The following is a 12831-nucleotide window of genomic DNA, read 5'->3' as shown; positions in this document are numbered from 1 at the left end:
GTGGCCAAATTCACCGTACCACTACACATGGGGGACAATGGAAGCGTAACGACAAATCACAAATTGAATTGTATCAACGCGTTGAAAAGCTGACTGATGCTGGATTTGCTATTGCCTCTATCAACTGGACTTATTCCACTACCGCGGTTTGGCCGACTCAACGAGATGATGTGAAAACAGCAATGCAGTTCCTACAAAGCAACGCATCGAAACTCGGTTATAGTTATGATTCTGTTGCCATCTGGGGGCAATCATCCGGTGCTCACATGGCGATATGGGCTGGATTACTCTCTGCGGATTATGGTAAGCAAGTTGATGCGATTGTATCCTGGTATGCACCCACCGATCTCTATCATATTGCCAGTGATCGCGCTAAACAAACTGGGTCCAAAGTTTCAATTAGTGATGGTAAAAAAGCCCCTGAAAGCCAGTTAATTGGCAAGAATGTTTTAGAAAACAAAGCCGAGGCAGATGAGGCAAGCCCACTTCATTACGTCAACAATTTACCTGTCGGTCAAAAACTTCCCCCTATTCTTTTGGTTCATGGAACCGCCGATCATACCGTACCCATGGCGCAAAGCACCCGCTTATATGAAGCATTTAAGCGCCAAAAAGGGAGTCACTTCGTCGATCTTGTTTATATTAATGGTGGTAAACATGGCGGTGAAAAATTTAACGACAATGTTGATTATGTTGTAGATTTTCTAAATAGTGAATTGCAATAACCATATAAAAAGAGCGAATCCGCCCTATTATCCCACGGGGCGGCATTGTTCTAAGGAATCCCCTAATGATTTTTATAAAAATCATTAGGTTAAGGTATATGCACATCTTATTATATGATCAAATGGTTTCGCCAAAAATCAATAATCAGACAACAAGATGTGCGAACTTGATATTTTACATGACTCTCTCTACCAATTCTGCCCTGAACTGCACTTAAAGCGACTTAATAGCTTCAACGTTCTATGCCAAGCGCCAGCAACTGAATAAAACGGACGTATCTCTTGGCTTTGTCCGAGCTGAAGTCGTCGAAAAGACGACGACGTATCAAGCTCAGGTTGCAACAGCTAACATGACTCTTCTCAGCAATGATGTTGAGCTGAGCATTCCGCAAGGCACGCCAGCAGCCTATCTCGCAGAGCTTATCGGTGCGTTATCATGAAACGCATGCTCATGGGTAAGGCGATAAAATACACGCTCGGCCAATGGCCGAAACTTATCCGCTATATCGATGATGGTCATTTATCGATAGATAGTAATCGTGCTGAACGCGCAATAAAACCGCTGGTCATTGGTAGAAAAAATTGGCTCTTCTCAACTAACCCTAATGGGGCTGAAGCGAGCGCGATGCTTTACAGCATCGTCGAGACCGCGAAAGCCAATGGACTCATCCTCTATGACTACATGGTCAAGTGTATGCAGGAATTAGCGAAAGCTGAACCTGATATCGATGCGCTCCTGCCTTGGAACTTCAGACATTAGCAAGATCGACCCGTGGGTTCATGGGGCGTTTACTTCAAAGCTAGCTTCGCGATCGCGAGGGACGTCGATATCGACCTCTCCATCATCGGTGATAATGGACTTACCCGAGTAGCCATTGCGGGAGTTGGAGCTGGTTCTAGGTTGGTGTTTTTGATACCCACGGTGCTCATCGAGTTCAGCGTTTAACGCCGTTTCAACGGTCACCTTGGTTAACATTTTTCGGAAGTCATCAAGATCAGATTCAGTCTTAATTGACTTTGCTGCTTCACGAGCAAAAGCTTCGAGTGCTTTCTTATCCATATTGTCCATCCTTAGCCTTTAAGGCTTAAGTTTAGACAGTTACACAGAATTCAGGACACTCTCCATGAATACGAAGCGCCTGTGAAATCATTGCATTGCTCCACCCTTCGGAAGCAAGCAGAACCGCTTTGAGAGGGTCGCACATGTGACTGTCACGAGTGGAGTCATGCGTCTGTTCGAGTTCTTGTTTCTTCTGTGGAGATAGCGTCACTTTCATGTTGCGTAGCATGATCCTTTTTTAAGGAAAATCCAGCATCTTCAATGATCACGGGGATAGTAATGACTGCCCCCCCACCTTGTTTTGGCGACCACATACCACATATAGCCACCGCTTATTTCTTGTTCAAATATCGAAATTTCAATGCGTTAGACAGTAAGGGTCAGCTATCAGCTTCAACCACAGCCAATAAGCGGTAAATATGAACAGCAAGATAGGTCACTTCTTCATTAGAAATGGTTTGCTCGTAGGTTTCTTCCATGTACTCACGAACTTTAAATGCTCCATTCATCGCCTTTGGATATTTAAACTGAAGATGTTCAAATAAAGGGTCTTCGTTGTCATGCAACATCTTGTCCGCGAAAAACCGCTCAACGAAATACTTAACGTGTGTGATAAATCGGGTGTAATGAATGTCGTCATTGGCAATATCTCGCCCAAGAGTGTAACGAACAATATTGACAATTTTCCCCACTAAATGTGCGTATTTGGCCCCATTAGTATCAGTAGTATCACCGCTTCGAGCATTAATGATATGGAAAGCGACATTTGCCGCCTCTTGCTCAGGTAGTTCAAGAGATAAGCGCTCTTTCAGTAGTGACAGCGCAAATTCACCCACTGAAAATTCACTACGATAAAAAGTCTTGATCTCCCAGAACACACGATTGGTAACTGGTAGCTCTTTCTGAAATCGTTCCACCGCAAAATGAAGGTGATCAGTCAAAGCAAAATAAACTGCATTATTTAGCTTCTGCCCGGTCACCTTTTCTGCGTAAGTTACCGTTTCCTGTGCGAGTTCAAAATAAACCGCAGGTATGGAATCTATGCTATCAAGCATCTGCTTAACGTAGAGATTATCAACGGGCATAAAGACCTGGCTGACGTCATCATATTTGATTTTCGCCCCTTCTTTTTTTCCGTATCCAATCCCTTTGCCAAGCAAGATCATAGGTTGACCATTTTGCTCAACCAATACCACACTCGAGTTCAATGTTTTCTTAATGGTTAGCATAGATTCCCTTGTTGAAACTTAAAGTGTTGAACCGTTGGTTTTGATAATGCCCTGATACCAGTAAAACGAATCCTTTTTCAGACGCTCTAAGGTTCCGTTTCCTTCATCATCCTGATCGACATAAATAAAGCCATAACGCTTAGACATTTGAGAAGTGCCCGCACTGATCAAATCTATTGCCCCCCAACTTGTATACCCGATAAGGTCTACGCCTAGCTCGATTGCTGCTTTCATTTGCTCGAAGTGAGCTTTGAAATATTCAATTCGGTAAGGGTCATGAATTTGTCCATCAACAACCTCATCTTTTGCACCCATACCATTTTCGACAATCATCAATGGTTTTTTGTATCGGTCATAAAGTTCAAGCAGAGAAATTTTCAGACCTAGCGGATCGATTTGCCATCCCCAATCCGTTGATGGCAAATATGGGTTTTTCACACCTAAAATGGTGTTCCCTGCCGTAACTTCTAAATCATCACGAGCCGATTCAGTCAGAGACATATAGTAACTGAAGGAAACAAAATCTACCGTATGTTGTTTCATGACTTCGAGATCTTGAGACTGAATTTCTATATGAATACCTTCCAGTTCCCAGAGTTTTTTGGTGAGGCTTGGATATTCACCAAACACTTGCACATCAGCATAAGATAAATTTTCAAGATTCTTTAGCAGAGTTTTTTCTACATCTTTCGGATGACAGGTATTGGGATATGTTGTTAGCTTGGTCAACATGCAACCCATTTGACTACCCGGAATGATTTCATGACAATCACGAGTCACAATTGCTGATGCAACGAACTGGTGATGAAGCGCTTGATAAATGACTTCGCGCTCTTTTCCTTCCGGGCATTTATCAGGAATGATACCTGCGGTAGTAAATGGATGACGGAAAATACTGTCAATCTCATTGAACGTCAGCCAGTACTTCACATATGACTTGAACTGTTCAAAACAAACTTTACTGAAACGGACAAAATGATCGATCACTTTACGATCAGCCCAGCCATTATTCTTAACCGCTAATGCCAGTGGCATTTCATAGTGAGAAAGCGTAACAATTGGCTCAATATTGTGTTTTTTCATCTCTTCAAACACATTGATATAGAACTGTACGCCTTCCATATTTGGCGTTTCTTCTTCACCGGTAGGGAATAAGCGTGACCATGCGATAGATATACGCAACGCTTTCATCCCCATTTCACCGAACAAAGCAATATCTTCTTCATAACGATGATAAAAATCGACACCGCGACGTTTAGGATAAATAATATCCGATTCATCTTTCATCGCCTGCTCGATAAACTCAGAATTTATTGCCATGTGAGCGACGAAATCTTTGACATCAACATTTTTTTTATAGGTCGCCATGTCAGCTACAGAAAGACCTTTACCACCCTGATTCCAACCACCTTCTACTTGGTTAGCAGCAATTGCGCCACCCCATAAAAACCCTTCTGGAAATACATTCTTACTACTCATTACGCTAACTCCTCTACCATCATAATGACATCTTGATTTTTCACTTGTTCTTTCTGTTCAACGGATTGAAGCTGATACTCATCTGAATTTGCAATCACGCAGACCACGACTGTCTCATAGCCACTTTGTTCTATCTGTTCACGGTCAAATTTCACAAGAGGTTGACCTAGTTCAACTCTGTCTCCTGACTTCACCATAGGCTCAAAGAACTTGCCTTCTAGCTGAACCGTGTCGATACCGATATGGAAGATCATCTCAGCACCATTATCTGCAACCATATTAATCGCGTGACCGGTTTCATAAACACTGGTAATTTTTCCGTTTACAGGTGCGTACAACACATTCTCACTCGGGATCACCGCGATCCCATCACCGATAAGCTTTGATGAAAATACATCATCATTAACTTGCTCTAAAGGAATCACTTTTCCTGATACTGGTGACTTAAACGGAAACGCTTTTTCAGCTTCTTTCTCAGCTTTAATAGGTGTGTTTTCGGTTTCATTATCACCACGCCATAAAATCAATACAGGAATGAAAGAAGCGAAGAAGGAAACCGGAACAGCAATCAATGCATAAATTAGATTCATTGGGTCATCTGGTGAAGTAAACATCGAAATACTTGCAAGGCCGGGACCAACCAGAGCAAAGGCTTCGATAGCAAATAAGCCAATAATTGCACCACCAATTGCACCACCAATCATCACGCTGTACAACACAGGTTTATGAAGCAAGGTGACACCGTAAATTGCCGGCTCAGTGATACCAAATAACGCAGAAATACCTGCAGAAATCGCTGTTGAACGTAATCCGATATTCTTAGTTCTTAATGCTACAGCAAAGCTTGCACCTGCTTCAGCCACGTTATGAGCAAGAGAAGCTGGAAGATAAAGAACCTCTTTGCCAAACTGACTCATTGAATTAACTGCATAAGGAATCATCGCTTTGTGCATACCGGTTGCAATCATAAAAGGCAGGATTGCGGCTAACAGACCCACAGCAATAAAACCTAAAGTATTAAATATAGCCAGAATGATGGTCGACATACCCATACCCACGTTATATCCCAATGGGCCAAGCACCAATAGGGTTACAGGTACGGTAACAGTTAAACACACCAGGGGAACAAAAAAGACACGAATAGATTTTGGTGCGTAACGTGTCACCCAACGTTCCATTTGCGAATAGAACAAAACTGTCAAAATCGCAGGGAAAACCTGAAAAGCATAAGGAATATTCTTGAGAGAAATTTCAAAAACAACCGCACCACTGGCGAGTATTTTGGTCATGCTAGGAATAAGCAGCGCACCCACCGCAGATACTGCCACCAAAATGTTCACTTTCAGTTTGGTTGCAGTGGTAATAGCAACAAGAACAGGTAGGAAATAAAGTGGTGCACTACCAATTGAATCTAAAATCGTATATATCGAAGAACCTTTTTCCATCCATCCGACACTGACTAACAGAAGCAACAAAGATTTTAATACACCGCCACCAGCGACAGCTGGAATTAATGGCTGGAAAATACTAATCACGAAATCAATCAGCACAGCAGACCATTTTTTGTTTTCCTGAACGACTTCTGTGCCACTAACATCCCCTACAATTTCTTTTAGTGCGTCATAAACCTCAATGACTTCATTGCCAATAATAATTTGGCACTGCGCTGTTTTCCTTACACCAATCACGCCCTGAACAGATTCCAAAGCCTTATAATCTGCTTTTGAATCATCAACGAGCGTAAGCCTAACTCTGGTGGAACAATGAGTAAGGTGAGAGATATTTTCTTTTCCTCCAACATGTTGGAGGATCCCCTCTGCTGTTTTTATGTAATCCATAACACATCACCTTTGTGAATATATTTAAACAAAAAAAAAGACCCAGAGAACTGAACTCATTTCTAAGTTCAGTTCTCTGGGTCCTGCCTGCTTTACCAGTTACATGCCCGAAGCAATTTGTGTATTCATGCTATTTCCATATCAATGGCGAGTTCAAATATCAAAATAATGAAGTTATACGAAGATCAAAAAATTAATACAAGTTTTCAAATTATTCATGCTTAAAATCACATATTGCGTATTTCGGTGATTGCGAACGCTTGTTTCGGTTTATTCCGAACACCTGAACCAGCACTTTTTCTCTTTCCCTATTTTTACTCTAAGTGTTCGGATTGCGCCAGTTTTCTCATTGACTCACCTCCCAGTTCTATTCGATGACTATTGTGTACCAGCCGATCCATTAGAGCGTCAGCGACGGTGGCGTTGCCGATCATGTTGTACCACTCCTTTACGGGTAGTTGACTGATGACGATTGTGCTGCTGTTTTGGTAGCGGTCCTCAACCACTTCTAACAAGTGGCCTGCATGCTCTTGAGTCAGTTTTTCCATCCTCCAGTCGTCGAGGATAAGTAGAGCTTTCTTAGCCAACGATTGAAGTTGCTTTTGATAGCTACCATCCAGACGACCTGCGTTCAGATCATCAAGCAAGCGAGTTAATCGGTAGTATCTACCGTTTGTTGTTGGTCGCAGGCGCTGGTTGCAAGTGCGCAGCCAAGATACGTTTTGTCAGTACCTGTTGGGCCTGTGATCAAGATATTCTGGTGCTTATGTAGATAACTGCCCGTTAGAAGTTCGTTCATCTGCTTACGATTGAGATTTCGTCCCACCTTGTAGGTGAGTTGGCTCGGCTGAGCATCCACTCTCAGTTTGGCTTGTCGTTTTAAGCGTTGGATTTTTGTCTGATTGCGATTCAAGATTTCACTTTCCAGAAGTAGGCTTAGCCTTTCCTCGAAGTCCAGCTCTGCGTAGGTGCTCAGTTGTTCTGTTGCTGCTCTAACGCTTTCACTGCATCGCTCAAGCGGAGGGTCTTGAGTTGGTCGTTCAGTGCGTTCATTTGTATTTCTCCTAGTGATAACAGTTCGGGCCACGGACATTGCTGTGAACAAGGTTCGGCGTGCTCGAGTTGTCCTTCACGATTGTTCTTCAGCAGATTGTTGATGAAGGTGTAGTTCGGTTTTGTCAGCATCAGCGCATCTTTACAGGCTTGCTCTAAGCGCGACTCGCCATGCGCTTTACTCAGATTGAGCAGCCCAAGACAGGAGCGATACGACAGCTCTGGATGAGGCTTGGAGTTGAGCATCTTATTGACGACTTCTAGTGTGGCTGGGCCGATATTGGCTCCCCAGTTGAGCAGGCGTCCAGGCGACCACTTCTGATGTTGATGATCACTCGGCATGTGCTCTGGTTGGGTGCTGTTTCCGCGCTCTCTTTGGCTGCGTGGATGCTGGGCGACCAAGTTACCTTGATGGTAAATCTGCACCAGACGGTTGGAGGCTTCCAGTTCAACATGGTGACCAACAAGTTGATGTGGCACCGAGTAGTAGTGGCGGCGATATTCGATGTGATAATCACGCCCAACCTTGGCTCGCTTGGTTTCGGTATAGAGGTATCGCTGCTTAGGTAGCGGCTTTAACGCTGGCTTATCGAGTTTGTCGAACAGCGCTTTGCGGCTCGCACCATACTGTTTCATCTCACGTTCGTTTAAGTCATTCATAAACTCACGGATGGCGAGCCCCAACAATGAACAAAGAACCACTTGACCATGATGGCATCAAACACAATCTAGCAACGTGGATAGCGCTCACTAAACAGGGCAAATACCGCATACGAGAGCTGCAATTGCTAATAGACAGCTACTACCTCGGGCTTCAAGAGGCACGTAGTATTCACGAATTAACTCCCCTACTCCAAATTTTCGCTGACGCCCGGCACTGCGCCACGCTGCTATCAGACAAGCCATTGAAGCCAATTGAATTGTTCAAACCAAACAGCAGCAATCAAGAGCCTGAAATGCTGAATCTGGCACAAGATGTTCAAAATGAACTCGATACTGTCCGGGTATTCAGGCCATCGAGTGTGGAATAGGCACGTTGACTGACTCTCGACACAGTTCAAGCTTTATCGTTGGTAAGCTTATCCTGCTTCAGTCGCTAACCAGTCACGCTTGTCGGGTTCATCAATCTCATAGTAAACGCCCCATGAACCCACGGGGCGATCTTGCTAATGTTTGAAGTTCCAAGGCAGGAGCGCATCAGACATGTTCTGAATGCGGGGCAGAACACGACCGCGATACCAATGCGGCCATGAACATTCTTGCGGCGGGACACCGCCGTCTAGAAGTAGGAATCCCCCTGCTTTAGCTAGGGGAGGATGTCAATCAGTGAAAAGCGCAAGCAATTGCCATGGGCATTGAGTTCAAAATGATCGTCATGAGAAGTAAAAAGCGGTGAATCCCCTTGATTGTCATTATTGCCTGCATAAAAAGCATGACAGACTAGGGTTGAGCCAATGGCGACACTAAATTGACTTATTGGCAACAACGGGCGCTGCGGGTACAGGATATTTGAATTTGGCGCCAATGCGATGACCTTGGCTTGTGTTGATTGTTTGGAAAGTATGCTTACCCGAGAACATTCCACATCGTTGCACACTTGAGCTGTGGTGGAGCTCGTGCTCTTCATGGTGTTGTCGTGTTGGGGGAGAGTAAATCCTCCTTCAACCGCAATGAGTTCTCGCTCACTGTCAATCAAGTGTACTCGCACGTGCCAATCACCCATTGGGATCAGCCATGTAGTGACTTCAACGTTGTTCCAAGGGTTCCATTGGCAAACAATGGATTGGTTAGATATCGATAATAACTCACAATCGCGCCTGCCTCTGAAATATCCATCACCTTCACCGAACAGCAGCATCGAATCACCCCCAGCGTGAGCCAAACCATAACGACCTCTTTCCAGCGTAAATCCGTATCGGTTTGAGTAGGCAAACTTGGTGTACTTAGCATCGGTGTTGACGTAATTGTTTAGCTCTAATTGCCCTGCGGTTAACAGCCAAGCATGGTGAGATTGTTCGCTATGGGTAATGACTTGTCCGGCATGAGGCAAGCATTTTGAGCCATTTAGGGTTGGAAACGGCTGCTCATCTACTTGCCAAAATGGATGGTTCATTGGCAATGCTGCAGCCACAAAAATCTTAGCAGCCCAGTAACTGGAACCTGGACTGTTGTAGTCTTCTGCCATGATAAGGTTTGGATAATGATAGCCAATACTTAACAAACCCGAATTGTCAAAAATTGGGTGCTGAAACCAAAATCGCAAATGCCTTAGTAGAAGGCCCTTAACAACACCTAGGTCAACGATGTCTTGGTCTGCATAAGCAACTGCGCTCCAAAAAGCGCCTTGAGCAAATCGGTAAGTGAGGCTGCGACCAAACGCAATAGCATCACCTTGCTGACTAAACATCCACAAAAAATCCTGGCTAAACTGTTTAGCTCTGCGAATGTAACGCTGGGAGCGTTTGGAGTCGTCGTTGAGCATATGTTTGGCATATATGAGACTGTAAAAATGAAATCCCATTGAGATGTAGTAATCTCTTGGCCTTCCAATGCCATCAGCATACCATCCGTCGCCGAGATAGTAGTTTTCAATTTCATTCAAGCGTTGTTCGAATACCCAATGATGATAGGGTTTACCCGACAACTTGAAACCCAATTGCACCAGTACCGGAAAAAAGTGCCAATTATTGTCTGGAACGACGGCGGTCGCAGATTGGTTTAGCCATTGACAAATATTGTGTTGCTCTTGGTCAGTGAAGTGATGCCAAAACGATTCTCCCATGAGTACCATGCCAAAACCATAAACAGCCATCTCAACAACGCGTTGGTCATACTGGCCCACCTCGCCCCAATAAGCTTGATGCTCGGGGTCAGTGCCATGAGCGATTCCTCTCCAAAATGCATCATATTGGGCGTTGGTTGAATCGTCACAAAGAAGTGGAAATACACCCCAAAGAAAACGTGAAAAGCTTTCCATATCCGCAATCTTCATCCCGTAGTGCGTAGTGGTATTTCCAATGTGGGCCGATGCATTACTTGAATCTACATATGGCAGAGTCGGCTCAATCAACGCTTTGCAGCATGTTATAAAGTCGTCACGGGTGGCGAGCGGATTTGATGAAAGATCTAACATGTTAAGCTCCATGAATGTGAACCTGGCGGCACTTGAATGAGCAAGCGATAGATGGTTTCAGGCCAGGCGAGACGAAGGCGTTCATCGTCAATGGAATGCAATTCAATCGTTGGGTTTACCTTGGTTGAGAATGCCATTGAACACGCACCAATTTGAATATGGTTTTCAAATATATGTGGTTTGTTTATAGTCATAAATGACAAAACCGCGCTGCCTTGCCCTTCAAACTCCTCAGTTACTGTGATGTCTTTATTGTAACGATGCACAATACGTCTTATCCAGCGCGAGACTTTAGCTGATGTCGGGTAAGCTTTTGCAATATCGATCTCAAACGCAGATTGATTGTCCGATATCAAATAGCTCGGGCTTTGAGCACAGTACTCAACGCCATCTCGCTGCATGGTTGAATTGATGGTTGGGAGGTTGTGCCACGCGCTTTGCATAGTCCAAATGTCATAGCGCAGAGCTGAAAAGGTCTTTTTTGTATACGTTCCAACTCCTAAATCAATCAAGATCGGCTTCTGATCGCAATATAAGGTCAGGCTTCCTACGTCATTGTGATTGTGGCTATCTCCGTTGTTACCACCTTTCATGCTTACTACAAAACGCGTATCGCGTGAGATGAACTGACCGATACTATGGTAGTATTTCGCTTGGAGTTTAGTTAGTAGGTCCTCAAAATTCGATGCTGAAGCACACTCGTCCATAGCCGCTAAGTTCTCAATAGCCTGCAGTTGATAATAAAGCGCTGCTTCATTGGCCAGTCTATTATAGGGCAAAGACTGGTGAGTTAGGCGATGGTCACTGGCTGCAAGAGTCGGTAACAGGAGCGAATTTACTCTTTGACCAGCAATGAATTCGCGAACATCGCATGCTTTTTGAGTAGCGGAACTATCTGCAAAATTGAAATATTGAGTTGGAGAGATCCTGTTGTGTACAATGAAATTCATCATATTTTGCACTGACGGGACTTTAAATACCCAGGCATAATGCTGGTGAGTGACAGTATTGAGAATGTCGATGCAATTAGAAAAACAGAGTGCTGCGTGTCGGTAGTAGGTGACTCCCTCATTGCATGCGCCGTCTTCGCCATAGTCTTTCAAGAAGGCATTCAATGCGATGATGACTTTATCAATTACCGCTCTCACCGTACCTCCTTCGCTTGTGGTCAGCAGAGTAGCAATGAGTACGTTTTGGCAGCACCATGGTGTCCAGTTACACATGGCATCATCACCGTCGCCCATCCACCAAAAGTGATCTCGTACAAAGGGAGCAACAATGCGTTTACTGATTTCAACGTTAATTCTATTGGCCAGCATAGGAGCTGCGGTGTTCAGTGCGCATTTTAGAAGGTAGCGGGTCAATGCTAGTTGCGCGGCAGTTTCGGCAGCAAATAGGTCAATAACCGGGCGATCGACATCAGGGTAAGGAAAAATAGTAGAGTCTCTAACATAGCTATTGTGCGCTGGTAATTGCCAACCGGACTCTTCGCATAGTAACCCAATACCGTCTAGTATTTGCTGTAGCAGCTCTTCAGTTGGTTGCAATTTATAGCCGAGTGTTAAATCGAGTAACTTATGGCGACGAGCGAAGTACTTTACTTCAAACGCCGTCCTGTTACCGTCAATGCTAAATCGTAAGTAATCTGTGGCGAATAGCTGTGACCAATCGGTGTGTTGTGCCTGGTCTGAAAAGTGCCTCAATACTTGTTGTGTGGGCTCAGGTAATTGAGCCCAGAAAGACGCATCAAAATGTGCGAATGGCGTAAAGGGCGCTATCCTGTGTTGTGCTGGTAGAGCCGGTAGTGTAAGCATCCGTAATTCCTAAAGCGGCCGCCTAGTAGCGGCCATACTGTTATGGTGATTTACTAGTTGAGGATTTGCTTGACGTCAGTATTAAGGGTGCTTAATACATCATCTAGGTCTTCGCTCTCAGTCATGATTGCGTCATGTGCACGGTTAAGTACAACTTCGACACGAGGTGTCGCGGTGTCCACCGGCATTTCTAAGTACGCGGTACCGAGAGTAAGTGCTTGTTGGCTTTGGGCATCCTGTGGGAAACCTGCACGCGAACCTGCAATCGCGATGGTCTCGGCTGTTTGGTTTGCAGGGAATCCACCGGCTTTTGCAACGGCTAAAGCCCCTTCGCTACTTGCTGCAAAGTTTATGAAGTCGAGCACTGCTTCTTGATACTTCGAGTTTTTTGCAATGGCGAGGCTTGTTAATGTAGCTGCGGTGGTACCCGGAGCAACGCCTTCAGGCACAGGGTATTTAGCAAGTCCCCAGTTGGTTGCCGAGCTTTCACCCGTTTCCAC

General features: G+C 44.6%; 8 protein-coding genes and 7 pseudogenes. 5 read left to right on the top strand and 10 right to left on the bottom strand.

All coding sequences use genetic code 11. From position 1 onward, the window contains the following. The first annotated feature begins 8 nt into the window (after window positions 1–8). The 3 genes and pseudogenes from AC6R1O_RS15950 to AC6R1O_RS15940 form a co-directional block, all read left to right on the top strand. Entirely contained in the window at window positions 9–725 is a 717-nt protein-coding gene (locus tag AC6R1O_RS15950; RefSeq protein WP_500657390.1) for a prolyl oligopeptidase family serine peptidase, read from the top strand. Window positions 726–949: 224 nt separating this feature from the next. Then, window positions 950–1165 (top strand): annotated as a pseudogene (locus AC6R1O_RS15945) (IS66 family insertion sequence element accessory protein TnpA); the annotation flags it as partial. 11 nt (window positions 1166–1176) lie between these two features. Further along, window positions 1177–1485: pseudogene (locus tag AC6R1O_RS15940) on the top strand (IS66 family transposase); the annotation flags it as partial. A 33-nt stretch (window positions 1486–1518) separates the two neighbouring features. Here AC6R1O_RS15940 and AC6R1O_RS15935 read toward each other — a convergent pair. The 7 genes and pseudogenes from AC6R1O_RS15935 to AC6R1O_RS15905 all read right to left on the bottom strand — a co-directional run. After that, window positions 1519–1785, bottom strand: a pseudogene (locus AC6R1O_RS15935) (transposase); the annotation flags it as partial. Window positions 1786–1849: 64 nt separating this feature from the next. After that, a pseudogene (locus AC6R1O_RS15930) lies at window positions 1850–2014 on the bottom strand (IS630 family transposase); the annotation flags it as partial. Between the two features lie 151 nt (window positions 2015–2165). Beyond that, a complete protein-coding gene (locus tag AC6R1O_RS15925; protein ID WP_500657372.1) occupies window positions 2166–3014 on the bottom strand; it encodes a PRD domain-containing protein in 849 nt (282 codons plus the stop codon). Window positions 3015–3032: 18 nt separating this feature from the next. Further along, window positions 3033–4493, bottom strand: a complete 1461-nt coding sequence (locus AC6R1O_RS15920) for a glycoside hydrolase family 1 protein (protein WP_500657371.1) — start codon at window positions 4491–4493, stop codon at window positions 3033–3035. Next, window positions 4493–6331: a beta-glucoside-specific PTS transporter subunit IIABC gene (locus AC6R1O_RS15915; RefSeq protein ID WP_500657370.1), complete on the bottom strand. Its 1839-nt coding sequence runs from the start codon at window positions 6329–6331 to the stop codon at window positions 4493–4495. The genes AC6R1O_RS15920 and AC6R1O_RS15915 overlap by 1 nt, the downstream gene beginning before the upstream one ends. Before the next feature lie 314 nt (window positions 6332–6645). Beyond that, window positions 6646–7424: pseudogene (istB, locus tag AC6R1O_RS15910) on the bottom strand (IS21-like element helper ATPase IstB). Then, window positions 7396–8068 (bottom strand): annotated as a pseudogene (locus tag AC6R1O_RS15905) (Mu transposase domain-containing protein); the annotation flags it as partial. The pseudogenes istB and AC6R1O_RS15905, both read right to left, overlap by 29 nt. Window positions 8069–8070: 2 nt before the next feature. On the opposite strand from AC6R1O_RS15905, the gene AC6R1O_RS15900 reads away from it, so the two are divergent. Next, window positions 8071–8415, top strand: a complete 345-nt coding sequence (locus AC6R1O_RS15900) for a hypothetical protein (RefSeq protein ID WP_500657369.1) — start codon at window positions 8071–8073, stop codon at window positions 8413–8415. Between the two features lie 170 nt (window positions 8416–8585). After that, window positions 8586–8690 (top strand): annotated as a pseudogene (locus AC6R1O_RS15895) (zinc ribbon domain-containing protein); the annotation flags it as partial. Here AC6R1O_RS15895 and AC6R1O_RS15890 read toward each other — a convergent pair. The 3 genes from AC6R1O_RS15890 to AC6R1O_RS15880 form a co-directional block, all read right to left on the bottom strand. After that, window positions 8691–10517: a DUF2264 domain-containing protein gene (locus AC6R1O_RS15890; RefSeq protein WP_500657368.1), complete on the bottom strand. Its 1827-nt coding sequence runs from the start codon at window positions 10515–10517 to the stop codon at window positions 8691–8693. It lies immediately after the preceding pseudogene. Then, entirely contained in the window at window positions 10511–12331 is a 1821-nt protein-coding gene (locus AC6R1O_RS15885) for a heparinase II/III domain-containing protein (RefSeq protein ID WP_500657367.1), read from the bottom strand. Before AC6R1O_RS15885 ends, AC6R1O_RS15890 begins: the two co-directional genes overlap by 7 nt. 53 nt (window positions 12332–12384) lie before the next feature. Further along, window positions 12385–12831 (bottom strand): hypothetical protein (locus AC6R1O_RS15880; protein WP_500657366.1); only part of this gene is annotated, 447 nt, incomplete at its 5' end.

The organism is Vibrio sp. R11-SG3-ISO3-SZ (assembly GCF_059834345.1).
The sequence above is the reverse complement of the archived record's forward strand: the minus strand, read 5'-3'. Positions and strand labels throughout refer to the sequence as shown.